Genomic DNA, 16,621 nt, shown 5'->3' with positions numbered 1-16,621 from the left:
GAAGGAAAACTCATGAGTAAGAAAAGACATGATCGTCATATAACAGAACATCAAGAAGCGCAATTTGATTTTGATGATGCCAAAGAGCTAACGGTTGGAGAAGCCATGCTAAAAAATGAAGAGGTGGAAGCAGGTGTATTGCCTGGAGATTCTATCTTGGACAAGTATGTGAAACAACATAAAGATGAAATTGAGGCAGATAAGTTTGAAACGCGTCAGTTTAGCAAGGATGATTTAGTTGAAAAAGAAGAGATGGAAGAGATAGAGGAGACTCAGACTCTGGATAATTTACTTCAAGAGCTTCGTGAGGAAACAGGAGTAACTTCTCCAGCTTCAGAAGATGAATTGAGTCAGTTTGATGATTTAGAATTAACACGAGTTTCAGAAACTCCTCTTGTTGAAGCCTTTGAGACTGAAGATATTCCAACACTTTATCGAGTCACAGATAGTGAAGATGGAAAAAGTAAGAAGAAATGGGTGCTTTATGGCATTCTAGCAGCCTTAGTGGTTCTTATCCTTGGAACTGGTTATTATATTTATCGTCAGGTGGCTCGTTCGACCAAGGAAATCCAAACTTCTCAATCAACTACAAACACGCAGTCAGATGTGGAAGAATTCAATAATTTATATGATGCCTTCTATACAGATAGCAACAAAACGGCTTTGAAGAATAGCCAGTTTGATAAACTGAGTCAACTGAAAACCTTGCTTGATAAGCTAGAAGGTAGTCGTGAATATACGCTAGCAAAATCTAAGTATGATAGTCTAGCGACTCAAATAAAGGCCATTCAAGATGTAAATGCTCAATTTGGGAAGCCAGCTATTGTGGATGGTGTCTTGGATACCAATGCTAAAGCAAAATCGGATGCTAAATTTACAGATATTAAAACTGGAAATACGGAGCTTGATAAATTACTAGATAAAGCTATTAGTCTAGGTAAGAGTCAACAAACAGCTCCTTCAAGTTCAAGCTCAAGTCAAGAAAGTTCAAGTTCATCAACAGAGAGCACTACAGATAACACTAGTCCATCTTCAAGCGCCTCAACAAATAGTTCAGTTTCTGCACGTGATGATAGCCATGGTGGTTTATCAAGTTCTGGAGTTGACCTACAGAGAGCTTCAAGTCGAGTTCCGTTCAATCAATCAGCTGTTGATGATAGTAATAACTCTGCCTGGGATTTCGCGGATGGTGTCTTAGAACAAATTCTAGCGACTTCACGTTCACGTGGTTATATCACTGGTAACCAATATATCCTTGAACGTGTTAATATCGTTAATGGCAATGGTTATTACAACCTCTATAAGCCAGATGGAACCTATCTCTTTACCCTTAACTGTAAGACAGGATACTTTGTTGGAAATGGTTCTGGACATGCGGATGACTTGGACTACTAAGCAGTCGTTACAAAATTCTTTCTTTTCAAAAGTAAAAATGATAAAATAAAACAAATTAAACAAGAGGAGTGTCAAATGACAAAAGCTAACTTTGGTGTTGTTGGTATGGCCGTAATGGGTCGTAACCTTGCCCTTAATATTGAATCTCGTGGTTACACAGTTGCTATTTACAACCGTAGTAAAGAAAAAACTGAAGATGTAATTGCTTGCCATCCTGAAAAGAACTTTGTACCAAGCTATGACGTTGAAAGTTTTGTAAACTCAATTGAAAAACCTCGTCGTATCATGCTGATGGTTCAAGCTGGACCTGGTACAGATGCTACAATTCAAGCCCTTCTTCCACACCTTGACAAGGGTGATATCTTGATTGACGGCGGAAACACTTTCTACAAAGATACCATCCGTCGTAATGAAGAATTGGCAAACTCAGGTATCAACTTTATCGGTACTGGAGTTTCTGGTGGTGAAAAAGGTGCACTTGAAGGTCCTTCTATCATGCCAGGTGGACAAAAAGAGGCCTATGAATTGGTTGCGGATGTTCTTGAAGAAATTTCAGCTAAAGCACCAGAAGATGGCAAACCATGTGTGACTTACATCGGTCCTGATGGAGCTGGTCACTATGTGAAAATGGTTCACAACGGTATCGAGTATGGTGATATGCAATTGATCGCAGAAAGCTATGACTTGATGCAACACTTGTTAGGCCTTTCTGCAGAAGATATGGCTGAAATCTTTACTGAGTGGAACAAGGGTGAATTGGACAGCTACTTGATCGAAATCACAGCTGATATCTTGAGCCGTAAAGACGATGAAGGCCAAGATGGACCAATCGTAGACTACATCCTTGATGCTGCAGGTAACAAGGGAACTGGTAAATGGACTAGCCAATCATCACTTGACCTTGGTGTGCCTTTGTCACTCATCACTGAGTCAGTATTTGCACGTTACATCTCTACTTACAAAGAAGAACGTGTACATGCAAGCAAGGTTCTTCCAAAACCAGCTGCCTTCAAATTTGAAGGAGACAAGGCTGAGTTGATTGAAAAGATCCGTCAAGCCCTTTACTTCTCAAAAATCATTTCATACGCACAAGGTTTTGCGCAATTGCGTGTAGCTTCTAAAGAAAACAACTGGAACTTGCCATTTGCAGATATCGCATCTATCTGGCGCGATGGCTGTATCATCCGTTCTCGTTTCTTGCAAAAGATTACAGATGCTTACAACCGTGATGCAGACCTTGCTAACCTTCTTTTGGATGAGTACTTCTTGGATGTTACTGCTAAGTATCAACAAGCAGTGCGTGATATCGTAGCTCTTGCTGTTCAAGCTGGTGTACCAGTGCCAACTTTCTCAGCAGCTATTACTTACTTTGATAGCTACCGTTCAGCTGACCTTCCAGCTAACTTGATCCAAGCGCAACGTGACTACTTTGGTGCCCACACTTACCAACGTAAAGACAAAGAAGGAACATTCCACTACTCTTGGTATGACGAAAAATAAGTAGGTCTGCCATGGGGAAACGGATTTTATTACTTGAGAAAGAACGAAATCTAGCTCATTTTTTAAGTTTGGAACTCCAAAAAGAGCAATACCGAGTTGATCAGGTTGAGGAGGGGCAAAAAGCCCTCTCCATGGCTCTTCAGACAGACTATGACTTGATTTTATTGAATGCTCGTCTGGGGGATATGACAGCCCAGGATTTTGCAGATAAGCTGAGTCGGACTAAGCCAGCTTCAGTCATCATGGTATTAGACCATCGCGAAGAATTGCAAGATCAGATTGAAACAATCCAACGCTTTGCCGTTTCTTACATCTATAAGCCGGTTATTATTGACAATTTGGTGGCTCGTATTTCAGCGATTTTCCGAGGTAGGGACTTCATCGACCAACACTGTAGTCAGATGAAGGTTCCAACGTCTTACCGCAATCTGCGTATGGATGTAGAGCATCATACCGTTTATCGTGGCGAGGAAATGATTGCTCTGACGCGCCGTGAGTATGACCTTTTGGCTACTCTTATGGGAAGCAAGAAAGTTCTGACTCGTGAACAGTTGTTGGAAAGTGTCTGGAAGTATGAAAGTGCGACCGAAACCAATATCGTGGATGTCTATATCCGTTATCTACGTAGCAAGCTTGATGTAAAAGGTCAAAAAAGCTACATTAAAACCGTGCGTGGTGTCGGTTACACCATGCAAGAATAGAAAGCAGTTGCAGTTATGTAACTGCTTTTTATATGAGTTTTTTATATGTTGACATGCGATTTTGTATTTGCTACAATCAGTTATGGAGGATACGTCTAATGAAAATAATAAAAAAAATTATGCAAATCGCATTAGCAGTCTTTTTCTTTGGTTTGCTAGCGACAAGTGCAGTATTGGCGGATACCACAGGTGGCCAATTTGTTGATAAAAATAATAGAAAATATTATGTTAAAGATAACCATAAAGCAATCTATTGGCATAAAATAGACGGTAAAACCTACTATTTCGGTGACAGTGGAGAAATGGTAGTTGGCTGGCAATACATAGAAATCCCTGGAACGGGCTATCGAGATAATTTATTTGATAACCAACCAGTTAATGAAATCGGCCTTCAACAGAAGTGGTACTATTTTGGACAAGATGGGGTACTACAAGAGTTTGTTGGTTGGAAAGCATTAGAGGTTAAAACTAAAGACAGTGTTGGAAGAAAGTATGGGGAAAAACGTACAAATCCGGAAGATAAAGAGGAGAAGAGTTTTTACACGAACTATTACTTTAATCAAAATCATTCTTTAGAGACAGGTTGGCTTTATGACCAGTCTAATTGGTATTATCTAGCTAAAACGGAAATTAATGGGGAAAACTATATTGGTGGTGAAAGACGTACAGGATGGATAAACGATAGTTCAACTTGGTACTATCTAGATCCAACAACTGCTGCAATGCAAACTGGTTGGAAACAACTTGGTAATAAGTGGTACTACCTCCGTTCATCAGGAGCTATGGCAACTGGCTGGTATCAAGAAGGTTCGATTTGGTATTATCTAGATGCTGAAAATGGTGATATGAAAACTGGCTGGCAAAACCTTGGTAACAAGTGGTACTATCTCCGTTCATCAGGAGCCATGACAACTGGTTGGTATCAGGAGGGTTCGACTTGGTATTATCTAAATGCAAGTAATGGCGATATGAAGACAGGTTGGTTCCAGGTCAATGGCAAATGGTACTATGCTTACAACTCAGGTGCTTTGGCAGTGAATACGACCGTAGATGGCTATTCTGTCAATTATAATGGCGAATGGGTTCAATAATGAAAGAGGCGATTGTGAAGGAAACAATCGCTTTTTTTGTGAAAATATAATAAAATAGATAGGAGAGAATAAATACTTGTAGGAAAAAATAATACTCTTCGAAAATCAAATTCAAACCACGTCAGCGTCGCCTTACCGTATATATGTGACTGACTTCGTCAGTCTTATCTACAACCTCAAAACAGTGTTTTGAGCAACCTGCGGCTAGTTTCCTAGTTTGCTTTTTGATTTTCATTGAGTATGAGACGGCTTTTTCGTCTAGCAAAAGGAAAAAATGACAAAAAAAGTTGGTGTCGGTCAGGCACATAGTAAGATAATTTTAATAGGGGAGCATGCGGTCGTTTACGGCTATCCTGCTATTTCCTTGCCCCTTTTGGAGGTGGAGGTGACTTGTAAGGTAGTTCCTGCAGCGAGTCCTTGGCGTCTCTATGAGGAGGATACCTTGTCCATGGCAGTTTATGCTTCGCTGGAGTATTTGGATATCAAAGAAGCCTGCATTCGCTGTGAGATTGACTCGGCTATCCCTGAAAAACGGGGAATGGGTTCGTCAGCTGCTATCAGCATAGCGGCTATTCGTGCGGTTTTTGACTACTATGAGGCAGAACTGCCTCATGATGTATTAGAAATCTTGGTCAATCGGGCGGAGATGATTGCCCATATGAATCCCAGTGGTTTGGATGCCAAGACCTGTCTCAGTGACCAGCCTATTCGCTTTATTAAGAACGTAGGATTTACAGAGCTTGAGATGGATTTATCCGCCTATTTGGTAATTGCCGATACGGGCGTTTATGGTCATACTCGTGAAGCCATCCAAGTGGTTCAAAACAAGGGCAAGGATGCCCTGCCGTTTTTGCATGCCTTGGGAGAATTGACCCAGCAGGCAGAAGATGCGATTAGACGAAAAGATGCTGAAGGACTGGGGCAAATCCTCAGTCAAGCGCATTTACATCTAAAAGAAATTGGTGTTAGTAGCCCTGAGGCAGACCATCTGGTAGAAACGGCTCTTAACCATGGTGCTCTGGGTGCCAAGATGAGCGGTGGTGGGCTTGGAGGCTGTATCATAGCCTTGGCAGACAATTTGACACAAGCACAAGATCTAGCAGAAAGATTAGAAGAGAAAGGAGCTGTTCAGACATGGATAGAGAGCCTGTAACAGTACGTTCCTACGCAAATATTGCTATTATCAAATATTGGGGAAAGAAAAAAGAAAAAGAGATGGTGCCTGCTACTAGCAGTATTTCTCTGACTTTGGAAAATATGTACACGGAGACGACTTTGTCGCCTCTACCGACGGATGCGATGGCTGATGCCTTTTATATCAATGGTCAGCTACAAAATGAGGCGGAGCATGCTAAGATGAGTAAGATTATTGACCGCTACCGTCCAGCTGGGGAAGACTTTGTTCGTATTGACACTCAAAACAATATGCCTACGGCAGCGGGCTTGTCCTCAAGTTCTAGTGGTTTGTCCGCCCTGGTCAAGGCTTGTAATACTTATTTCAAGCTTGGTTTGACTCGGAGCCAGTTGGCACAGGAGGCTAAGTTTGCCTCAGGCTCTTCTTCTCGGAGTTTTTATGGACCATTAGGTGCTTGGGATAAGGATAGCGGAGAAATTTACCCTGTAGAGACAGACTTGAAACTAGCTATGATTATGTTGGTACTGGAGGACAAGAAAAAACCAATTTCTAGCCGTGACGGTATGAAACTTTGTGTGGAAACTTCGACGACCTTTGATGACTGGGTGCGTCAGTCTGAGAAAGACTATCAGGATATGCTGGTTTATCTCAAGGAAAATGACTTTGCCAAGGTTGGGGAGTTAACGGAGAAAAATGCCCTAGCTATGCACGCTACGACAGAAACAGCATCACCAGCCTTTTCTTATCTGACGAATGCTTCTTATGAAGCCATGGACTTTGTCCGCCAGCTCCGTGAGCAAGGAGAATCTTGCTACTTTACCATGGATGCTGGTCCCAATGTCAAGGTCCTCTGTCAAGAGAAAGACTTGGAGCATTTATCAGAAATCTTCGGTCAACGTTATCGCTTGATTGTGTCAAAAACAAAGGATTTGAGTCAAGATGATTGCTGTTAAAACTTGCGGAAAACTCTATTGGGCAGGTGAATATGCTATTTTAGAGCCAGGGCAGTTGGCCTTGATAAAGGCCATTCCCATCTATATGAAGGGCGAGATTGCTTTTTCTGATAGTTACCGTATCTACTCAGATATGTTTGATTTCGTAGTGGACTTGACACCAAATCCTGACTACAGCTTGATTCAAGAAACAATTGCTTTAGTGGAAGATTTCCTCGTTTATCGTGGGCAGACCTTGCGACCTTTTTCTCTAGAAATTCGTGGAAAAATGGAACGAGAAGGGAAAAAGTTTGGTCTTGGTTCTAGCGGTAGCGTCGTTGTCTTGACTGTCAAGGCTTTACTGGCTCTGTATGATGTTTCAGTTGATCAGAATCTCTTGTTCAAACTGGCTAGTGCTGTCTTGCTCAAGCGAGGAGACAATGGTTCTATGGGGGACATTGCCTGTATTGTGACAGAGGAATTGGTTCTCTACCAGTCATTTGATCGCCAGAAGGTAGCTGCTTGGTTGGAAGAAGAAAACTTGGCGACAGTTTTGGAACGTGATTGGGGATTTTCAATTTCACAAGTGCAACCAGCCCTAGAATGTGATTTCCTAGTGGGATGGACCAAGCAAGTGGCTGTATCAAGTCACATGGTCCAGCAAATCAAGCAAAATATCAATCAGAATTTTTTAACTTCCTCAAAAGAAACGGTGGCTGCTTTGGTAGAAGCCTTGGAGCAGGGGAATGCAGAAAAAATCATCGAGCAGGTGGAAACAGCCAGCAAGCTCTTAGAAGGCTTGAGCGTAGATATTTACACGCCTTCGCTTAGACAGTTGAAAGAAGCAAGTCGAGATTTGCAAGCTGTTGCTAAGAGTAGCGGCGCTGGTGGTGGTGATTGTGGTATTGCCTTGAGTTTTGATGAGCAATCAACTGAAACCTTAAAAACTCGCTGGGCCGATCTGGGGATTGAGCTCTTATATCAAGAAAGGATAGGACATGACGACAAATCGTAAGGATGAGCACATCCGCTATGCCCTTGAGCAGAAAAGTTCCTATAATAGCTTTGATGAGGTGGAGTTGATTCATTCTTCCTTGCCTCTTTACGACCTGGATGAAATCGATCTGTCGACAGAGTTTGCTGGTCGAAAGTGGGACTTTCCTTTTTATATCAATGCCATGACGGGTGGAAGTGATAAGGGGAGAGAAATCAATCAAAAGCTGGCTCAAGTAGCGGAAGCCTGTGGAATTTTATTTGTAACGGGTTCTTATAGCGCAGCCCTCAAAAATCCAACGGATGATTCTTTTTCTGTTAGGTCTAGTCATCCAAATCTCCTCCTTGGAACCAATATTGGATTGGACAAGCCTGTCGAGTTCGGACTTCAGACTGTAGAAGAGATGAATCCTCTTCTCTTGCAAGTGCATGTCAATGTTATGCAGGAATTGCTCATGCCCGAAGGAGAACGAAAGTTCAGAAGCTGGCAATCGCATCTAGCAGATTATAGCAAGCAAATCCCCGTTCCAATCATTTTGAAGGAAGTGGGTTTTGGAATGGATGTCAAGACCATCGAAAGAGCCTATGAACTGGGTGTTCGAACTGTTGACCTATCAGGTCGTGGTGGCACCAGCTTTGCTTATATCGAAAACCGTCGTAGTGGTCAACGTGATTACCTCAATCAATGGGGCCAGTCCACCATGCAAGCCCTTCTCAATGCCCAAGACTGGAAAGACAAGATCGAACTCTTGGTTAGTGGAGGGGTTCGAAATCCTCTGGATATGATTAAGTGCCTAGTCTTTGGCGCCAAAGCCGTGGGACTGTCTCGAACAGTTCTGGAATTGGTTGAAACCTATTCAGTTGAAGAAGTGATTGGCATTGTCCAAGGCTGGAAAGAAGATCTGCGCTTGATCATGTGTGCCCTTAATTGTGTCACCATAGCAGATTTGCAAAAAGTAGACTATCTTCTCTATGAAAAATTAAAAGAAGCAAATGATCAGATGAAAAAGGCGTAACCACCGCCTTTTTTCCATCTTCAGACTGAGGTGACTTTTTTGAATTGTGATAAAATAGAAGGGAGAGGATGAACCTATGAGAAAATTTAAAGTCTTTTTATTTATCGAAGCCTGTCTTTTGACAGGAGCTCTGATTTTGATGGTATCAGAGCATTTTTCGCGTTTTCTGCTGATTCTATTCCTCTTTTTGCTTTTGATTCGCTATTACACTGGTAAAGAGGGGAATAACCTCCTTTTAGTAGTGGCAACCATTCTCTTCTTTTTCATCGTCATGCTCAATCCTTTTGTGATTCTAGCTATTTTTGTTGGAGTCATTTATAGCCTCTTTCTTCTTTATCCGATGATGAACCAGGAAAAAGAGCAGACCAATTTGGTTTTTGAAGAGGTGGTAACGGTTAAGAAGGAGAAAAATCGTTGGTTTGGAAATCTCCATCATTTTTCAAGCTACCAGACTTGCCAGTTTGATGATATCAATCTCTTTCGTCTCATGGGTAGGGACACTATTCATCTGGAGAGGGTGATCCTAACCAATCATGACAATGTCATTATTCTCAGAAAGATGGTAGGAACGACTAAAATCATCGTACCTGTAGATGTGGAAGTCAGTCTCAGCGTTAACTGTCTCTATGGGGATTTGACTTTTTTCAATCAGCCCAAGCGATCCCTCCGCAATGAACACTATCATCAAGAAACAAAAGACTACCTCAAGAGTAACAAGAGTGTCAAGATTTTCTTGACTACTATGATTGGAGATGTTGAGGTGGTTAGAGGATGAAAAAACATGCTTATGTAATGATTGCTCTCACTTCTATCTTGTTTGTCTTATTTCTGTCTCACAGCTTGCTGGACATCCTTGACTTTGACTGGACTATTTTCTTGCATGATGTAGAAAAAACAGAAAAATTTGTCTTTTTGTTGTTGGTATTCAGCATGTCCATGACCTTTCTCTTGGCCCTGTTTTGGCGAGGTATCGAAGAGCTTTCTCTAAGAAAAATGCAGACTAATCTTAAGCGTTTGTTGGCAGGGCAAGAAGTGGTTCAGATTGCAGATCCAGATTTGGATGCCAGTTTCAAGTCCTTGTCAGGTAAACTTAACCTTTTGACAGAAGCTCTTCAAAAAGCAGAAAATCACAGTCTTACTCAGGAAGAGGAGATTATAGAGAAGGAACGGAAGCGGATTGCTCGGGATTTGCACGATACAGTCAGTCAGGAGTTGTTTGCGGCCCACATGATTTTATCGGGTATCAGTCAGCAGGCTTTGAAATTGGATAGAGAAAAGATGCAGACCCAGTTGCAGAGTGTCACAGCTGTTTTAGAAACTGCCCAGAAGGATTTACGGGTCTTGCTCTTGCATTTGCGACCAGTTGAACTGGAGCAGAAGAGTCTGGTTGAGGGAATCCAAATCCTCTTAAAAGAGCTTGAGGACAAGAGTGATCTCAGAGTTAGTCTTAAGCAAAATGTAACGAAATTGCCTAAGAAAATCGAGGAGCATATCTTCCGTATCCTGCAAGAATTGATCAGCAATACCCTCCGCCATGCCCAGGCCTCTTGTCTGGATGTCTATCTCTATCAGACCGATTTTGAATTGCAGCTGAAGGTGGTGGACAATGGGATTGGTTTTCAGTTAGGGAGTTTAGATGACCTGAGTTATGGACTCCGCAATATCAAGGAGCGGGTTGAAGATATGGCAGGGACGGTTCAGTTATTGACAGCTCCCAAGCAAGGGCTGGCTGTTGATATCCGTATTCCCCTGCTAGACAAGGAATGATAAAGGAGTGTAGATGAAAATTTTACTAGTAGATGACCATGAAATGGTACGATTGGGCTTGAAAAGCTATTTTGACCTCCAAGACGATGTAGAAGTTGTGGGCGAGGCAGCAAACGGTTCTCAGGGTATTGACTTGGCCTTGGAACTGCGTCCGGACGTTATTGTCATGGATATCGTCATGCCTGAGATGAATGGAATTGAGGCGACTTTGGCTCTCCTAAAAGAATGGCCTGAAGCCAAGATTTTGATTGTGACCTCTTACCTAGACAATGAAAAAATCATGCCTGTCTTAAATGCTGGTGCTAGGGGTTATATGCTCAAGACTTCAAGTGCAGACGAACTACTCCATGCTGTTCGTAAGGTGGTTGCTGGCGAGTTGGCCATTGAGCAAGAGGTCAGCAAGAAGGTCGAGTACCACCGCAATCACATAGAACTACATGAGGACTTGACTGCGCGTGAGCGAGATGTTCTCCAACTCATCGCCAAGGGCTACGAAAATCAGCGTATCGCAGACGAACTGTTTATCTCTCTCAAGACGGTCAAGACGCACGTGTCTAACATTCTTGCCAAACTTGAGGTTAGCGATCGTACCCAGGCTGCAGTCTATGCCTTTCAGCACCACTTGGTGGGGCATGAGGAGTTTTAGATGAGTCTAACAGATTTACTTGAGGAGCTAGAAGCAGCAAAAAATCCTAAAAAAGCAGGGCCTATGGAGGCCTATATGCGCCATCAATTTTCCTTTCTAGGCGTTGCGGCGCCAGAAAGAAATAAACTCTATAAAAAATACTTTCCAGAAGCGAAAAAAACAAAGATTATCGATTGGGATTTTGTAGATACTTGCTGGGAAAAAGAGTCTAGAGAATACCAGTATGTGGCCGCCAATTATTTGAAAGCCATGCAGTCTTATCTAAAGGACAGCGATTTGCCTAAGCTAGAGCAGTTGGTTGTCACCAAGTCTTGGTGGGATACGGTGGATATCCTAGATCGAGTAGTAGGGAGTTTGGTGTATGAGAAGCAGGAACTGGAAAAAATAATCCTCCAATGGAGCCTGTCAGACAATATCTGGCTAAGACGAGTTGCTATTGACCACCAGTTGTTAAGAAAAGAGAAGACAAATGTCCAACTGATGGAAAAGATCCTGCTCAATAATCTGGACCAGACAGAATTTTTTATCAACAAGGCCATCGGCTGGGCTTTGCGAGACTACTCAAAAACCAATCCGGAATGGGTAGCAGGCTTCATTGAGAAAAACAAGGAAAGAATGGCTGACCTTAGTATCAAAGAAGCAAGCAAGTACCTCTAGCGTCATTGAAAAGCGCATTCATTACTTGAAAAAAGTCGCTCATTTATGTTATAATAGACTGTATTTAAAAAATTTTAAGGAGAAATGACAGAATGTCTGTATCATTTGAAAACAAAGAAACAAACCGTGGTGTCTTGACTTTCACTATCTCTCAAGACCAAATCAAACCAGAATTGGACCGTGTCTTCAACTCAGTGAAGAAATCTCTTAATGTTCCAGGTTTCCGTAAAGGTCACCTTCCACGTCCTATCTTCGACAAAAAATTTGGTGAAGAGTCACTTTACCAAGACGTTATGAACGCTCTTTTGCCAAATGCTTATGAAGCAGCTGTAAAAGAAGCTGGTCTTGAAGTCGTTGCTCAACCAAAAATTGATGTAACTTCAATGGAAAAAGGTCAAGACTGGGTTATCACTGCTGAAGTCGTTACAAAACCTGAAGTAAAATTGGGTGACTACAAAAACCTTGAAGTATCAGTTGATGTAGAAAAAGAAGTAACTGACGCTGACGTTGAAGAGCGTATCGAACGCGAACGCAACAACTTGGCTGAATTGGTTATCAAGGAAGCTGCTGCTGAAAACGGCGACACTGTTGTCATCGACTTCGTTGGTTCTATCGATGGTGTTGAATTTGATGGCGGAAAAGGTGAAAACTTCTCACTTGGACTTGGTTCAGGTCAATTCATCCCTGGTTTCGAAGACCAATTGGTAGGTCACTCAGCTGGCGAAACTGTTGATGTAGTTGTAACATTCCCAGAAGACTACCAAGCAGAAGACCTTGCAGGTAAAGAAGCTAAATTCGTGACAACTATCCACGAAGTAAAAGCAAAAGAAGTTCCAGCACTTGACGATGAGCTTGCAAAAGACATCGACGAAGAAGTTGAAACACTTGCTGAATTGAAAGAAAAATACCGCAAGGAATTGGCTGCAGCTAAAGAAGAAGCTTACAAAGATGCAGTTGAAGGTGCAGCAATTGATAAAGCTGTAGAAAACGCTGAAATCGTAGAACTTCCAGAAGAAATGATTCACGAAGAAGTTCACCGTTCAGTAAATGAATTCCTTGGAAACTTGCAACGTCAAGGTATCAATCCTGACATGTACTTCCAAATCACTGGGACTACTCAAGAAGACCTTCACAAGCAATACGAGGCAGAAGCTGAGTCACGTACTAAGACTAACCTTGTTATCGAAGCAGTTGCCAAAGCTGAAGGATTTGACGCTTCAGAAGAAGAAATCCAAAAAGAAGTTGAGCAATTGGCTGCAGATTACAACATGGAAGTTGCACAAGTACAAAGCTTGCTTTCAGCTGATATGTTGAAACACGATATCACAATCAAAAAAGCTGTTGAATTGATCACAAGCACAGCAACAGTTAAATAATCTTATACTCTTCGAAAATCTCTTCAAACCACGTCAGCGTCGCCTTACCGTACTCAAGTACAGCTTGCGGCTAGCTTCCTAGTTTGCTCTTTGATTTTCATTGAGTATTCATAAACAAAAATCCCACCTGAATTGGTGGGTTTTCTTGTGCACTATTTTCCAAAAATCTCTTTGAGGTCTGCGTCTGTAATCCCAATCATGGCTGGGATGCTGTCCCAGTTTTCTTCGGTCAGGATGTAGGATTGTTCAGTTGCACTTGATGTGGCAGTTTCAGAGATAGCTTGTTGTTTTTCTTCAACATTCTCCAATAAATCACTGAAGCGTTCAATCAGATAGGTTTTTCGGGCAGTTCCGATGTGTTGGGTTGCATAATCGAACGCCTGTAATTCGCCTAGTAAGATAAGTTTGCTTTTGGCGCGAGTAATGGCTGTATAGATGAGATTGCGCTCCAGCATACGTCGGCTAGCACTGGTAATCGGTAGGATGACAACAGGGAACTCACTTCCCTGAGACTTATGGATACTCATGGCATAGGCCAAGCGAATTTTGTACCATTCATTACGTGGGTAAGAGACCTCGTTGCCATCAAAATCAATGACAATCTCATCTTGCTTCGACTCGGTGTATTTACCAGGAATCAGATCTGTGATGGCTCCTAAATCTCCATTAAAGACATTGATTTCAGCATCGTTGACCAAATGAATGACCTTATCTCCCTTACGATAGTGGCACTGGGGAGCTTCAAAACTGAGTTGGTCTTTTTGTGGTGGGTTCAGGAGGTCTTGCATGAGCTGATTGATAGCATCAATTCCTGCAGTCCCTCGGTACATGGGAGCCAGAACTTGGATATCACGGGCAGGGATACCACTTCTTAGGGCAGCACCTAAGATTTTCTCAATAGTAGCAGGGATATGGGCACTAGCAATTTCAAAGTAGGAACGGTCTGCTTTTTTCTGGGTGAAATCAGCTGGCAGGATACCCTGTCTAATCTGACTAGCTAGGGTAACGATAGTTGATTCTTCGCTTTGTCGATAAATTTTTTCCAAGCGAGTCTGAGGAATCAAGGGAATATGAAGCAGATCCGCTAGAACCTGTCCAGGACTGACAGACGGCAACTGGTCGCTGTCACCCACGATGAGGATCTTGCTGTCAGAAGAGATGTTGGAGAAGAGTTGGTTGGCCAGCCAAGTATCCACCATGGAAAATTCATCTACGATGATAAAGTCAGCATCTAGATAATCTTCCAGATGACTGGTATCATCGTCACCTGTCATTCCTAAATGACGGTGTATGGTCGCGCTAGGCAAGCCTGTCAATTCATTCATCCGGCGAGCTGCTCGTCCAGTTGGAGCGGCAAGAAGAATGGGCAGGTTACTTTTTTTCCTGAGGTCAAGTCCTTCTAAAAGGGCATAAACAGCGATAATCCCATTGATAACAGTTGTTTTACCAGTACCAGGACCACCTGTCAGGATAAAGACCTTGTTCTGGATAGCATCACAGATAGCTTGTTTTTGAATGCTATCATACTCAATCCCCAGTTCTTGCTCGACAGTAGCGATATTCTTTTGAATGGTTTCTAAATCTTGGCTCTTCTGTTTTCCTTTTTCAAGGATACGAACCAAGTGACTGCGGATACCTTCCTCAGCGAAAAAGAGGCTGTTATCAAAGATTTTGGTATCAATCTGCTGAACCTTGTCTTCTTCGATCAGGTAGGAGAGCTCTTGGGCCACTTGGCTGGGATCCAGTTCCACGGGGCGAGAAGACTCAAGGAGAGTAAGGGTTTGTTCCAGCAAATCCCGTGCTTCAACATAGGTGTCCCCTGTTTCCATACAGGCCTGAAAAAGACTATGAACTAGACCGGCGCGGAAGCGTTCAGGAGCCTGACTTTCGATACCTAGTTCTTCCGCTAATTGGTCAGCAATGGTAAATCCCAATCCTTTGATATCCTCAACCAGTTGGTAGGGATAATTTTCAACCACATCAAGGGTTTTTTCCTTGTAAAAGTCTTGAATCTGGAAGGCTAGTTTGTTAGGAATGCCGTAGTTGGCAAGTTTGGCCAAGATCATCTCCGTTCCGTAGTTGAGACGGAGAGTTGAGACGAAAGCCTCGCGATTTTTGGCAGATAGTCCTGCGATGCCTTCTAACTTTTCTGGGTGTTGCAGAATTTCGTCAATGGTATTTTCGCCATAGGTATCCACAATTTTCTGAGCTGTCTTGAGACCAATTCCCTTGAAATGGCTACTTGAAAAGTATTTAACCAGCCCCTTGCTAGTTGGTTTTGAGCGTTCATACCGGCTGATTTGCAGTTGCTCCCCATACTTGGAGTGCTGGACAATTTGTCCCCAAAAAGTATAGTCTTCTCCCTCAATCACATCAGCCATGGTGCCCGTGACAATGATTTCAAAATCATCAAAATCCTCTGCGTCTGTATCGTTGATTTCTAGGAGGAGGATACGATAAAAATTGCTGGGATTTTCAAAAATAATCCGTTCAATGGTTCCTGAAAAATAAACTTCCATAAGATTCCTTTGCATAAATAGGTGAGAGTTAATACTCTTCGAAAATCTCTTCAAACCACGTCAGCTTCGCCTTGCCGTATATATGTTACTGACTTCGTCAGTTCTATCTACAACCTCAAAGCAGTGCTTTGAGCAACCTGCGGCTAGCTTCCTAGTTTGATCTTTGATTTTCATTGAGTATAACTTTGTTTCTATCTTAATCAAACTGGATAGTGAATAATCACTTCTCACGATAGAAGAAGAGGCTGAGATTCTTGATTCTCGGCCTCTTAGGTCTCTTAAAATGTTCCGATACGGGTGATTGGCCAGAAGCGGAATTTAGCTTCCCCTGTGATATCTTTTGCTTTGAAGGTACCTACGTGACGACTGTCACTTGAAACCAAGCGGTCGTCTCCGAGGAGAAGATATTCTCCTTCTGGAACTGTAAAGCTAAAGTTGGTATTGTAGTTGACATCGACTGTGAAGGCTTGGGCTTTTTGAGCGATACTTCTAAAGAAAGTTCCTTTATTTCCTTCAAAGCCCTTGCCTGAGTATGTGCTTTGGAGTTTGTCATCCTTGAAACGTTTGATGTAGTCAGCTAGGTAAGGCTCATCCGTTTCTTTATCATTGATGTAAAGTTTATCGTTTTCGTAACGGATGGTGTCGCCAGGCATTCCGATCACGCGCTTGACGATGTCCTTATTGTCATCTTCCTCATGGGCCACCACGATATCAAAACGGTCAATAGGGAGGTGCTTAACGACAAAGAGAATTTCGCCATCCGCTAGGGTAGGATCCATAGAATGCCCTTCTACGCGGACATTGCTCCAAAAAAAGATACGACTTAAAGCTAGTAATGACAGAATTAGAAGGAACAATCCCCACTCTTTTAAGAAATTTTTAAATGAATTCAT

15 protein-coding genes are annotated in these 16,621 nt (G+C 42.4%); 13 read left to right on the top strand and 2 right to left on the bottom strand.

From position 1 onward, the window contains the following. Window positions 1-12 precede the first annotated feature (12 nt). The 13 genes from mapZ to tig all read left to right on the top strand — a co-directional run bounded on the left by mapZ (window position 13) and on the right by tig (window position 13,209). Window positions 13-1,395, top strand: coding sequence for a cell division site-positioning protein MapZ (mapZ, locus tag KB197_RS08795; protein WP_212573679.1), 1,383 nt, complete (start codon window positions 13-15; stop codon window positions 1,393-1,395). A gap of 75 nt (window positions 1,396-1,470) precedes the next feature. Next, a complete protein-coding gene (gndA, locus tag KB197_RS08790; RefSeq protein ID WP_000158778.1) occupies window positions 1,471-2,895 on the top strand; it encodes an NADP-dependent phosphogluconate dehydrogenase in 1,425 nt (474 codons plus the stop codon). Between the two features lie 11 nt (window positions 2,896-2,906). Next, window positions 2,907-3,596, top strand: a complete 690-nt coding sequence (locus KB197_RS08785) for a response regulator transcription factor (protein ID WP_033686437.1) — start codon at window positions 2,907-2,909, stop codon at window positions 3,594-3,596. 98 nt (window positions 3,597-3,694) lie between these two features. Continuing rightward, on the top strand, window positions 3,695-4,687 hold the full coding sequence (cbpJ, locus tag KB197_RS08780) for a choline-binding protein CbpJ (protein ID WP_064276664.1): 993 nt from the start codon (window positions 3,695-3,697) through the stop codon (window positions 4,685-4,687). Between the two features lie 274 nt (window positions 4,688-4,961). After that, window positions 4,962-5,840: a mevalonate kinase gene (gene mvk / locus KB197_RS08775; RefSeq protein ID WP_064276662.1), complete on the top strand. Its 879-nt coding sequence runs from the start codon at window positions 4,962-4,964 to the stop codon at window positions 5,838-5,840. Then, a complete protein-coding gene (gene mvaD, locus KB197_RS08770; protein ID WP_064276660.1) occupies window positions 5,822-6,775 on the top strand; it encodes a diphosphomevalonate decarboxylase in 954 nt (317 codons plus the stop codon). Before mvk ends, mvaD begins: the two co-directional genes overlap by 19 nt. Continuing rightward, a complete protein-coding gene (locus tag KB197_RS08765; protein ID WP_212573678.1) occupies window positions 6,762-7,769 on the top strand; it encodes a phosphomevalonate kinase in 1,008 nt (335 codons plus the stop codon). The genes mvaD and KB197_RS08765 overlap by 14 nt, the downstream gene beginning before the upstream one ends. Further along, window positions 7,753-8,763, top strand: coding sequence for a type 2 isopentenyl-diphosphate Delta-isomerase (gene fni, locus KB197_RS08760; protein ID WP_212573677.1), 1,011 nt, complete (start codon window positions 7,753-7,755; stop codon window positions 8,761-8,763). The genes KB197_RS08765 and fni overlap by 17 nt, the downstream gene beginning before the upstream one ends. Window positions 8,764-8,839: 76 nt before the next feature. Then, entirely contained in the window at window positions 8,840-9,538 is a 699-nt protein-coding gene (gene liaF / locus KB197_RS08755) for a cell wall-active antibiotics response protein LiaF (protein ID WP_212573676.1), read from the top strand. After that, a complete protein-coding gene (locus tag KB197_RS08750) occupies window positions 9,535-10,530 on the top strand; it encodes a sensor histidine kinase (protein WP_212573675.1) in 996 nt (331 codons plus the stop codon). The genes liaF and KB197_RS08750 overlap by 4 nt, the downstream gene beginning before the upstream one ends. Window positions 10,531-10,543: 13 nt before the next feature. Then, window positions 10,544-11,176, top strand: a complete 633-nt coding sequence (locus KB197_RS08745; RefSeq protein ID WP_212573674.1) for a response regulator transcription factor — start codon at window positions 10,544-10,546, stop codon at window positions 11,174-11,176. Then, complete coding sequence (locus KB197_RS08740) at window positions 11,177-11,833, top strand: DNA alkylation repair protein (RefSeq protein ID WP_212573673.1); 657 nt, start codon at window positions 11,177-11,179, stop codon at window positions 11,831-11,833. It abuts the gene before it with no gap. 92 nt (window positions 11,834-11,925) lie between these two features. Beyond that, window positions 11,926-13,209, top strand: a complete 1,284-nt coding sequence (tig, locus tag KB197_RS08735) for a trigger factor (RefSeq protein ID WP_212573672.1) — start codon at window positions 11,926-11,928, stop codon at window positions 13,207-13,209. 152 nt (window positions 13,210-13,361) lie between these two features. On the opposite strand, the gene KB197_RS08730 is transcribed toward tig, so the two are convergent. Continuing rightward, the gene (locus tag KB197_RS08730; protein ID WP_212573671.1) at window positions 13,362-15,728 is read right to left on the bottom strand and encodes an ATP-dependent RecD-like DNA helicase; all 2,367 of its coding nucleotides are present in this window, start codon (window positions 15,726-15,728) and stop codon (window positions 13,362-13,364) included. A 278-nt stretch (window positions 15,729-16,006) separates the two neighbouring features. After that, entirely contained in the window at window positions 16,007-16,621 is a 615-nt protein-coding gene (gene lepB / locus KB197_RS08725; protein ID WP_212573670.1) for a signal peptidase I, read from the bottom strand.

Source organism: Streptococcus sp. 11-4097 (genome assembly GCF_018215285.2).
Lineage (GTDB): Bacteria > Bacillota > Bacilli > Lactobacillales > Streptococcaceae > Streptococcus.
Note: the sequence above shows the minus strand (reverse complement) of the source record. Positions and strands in the feature narration are given on the sequence as shown.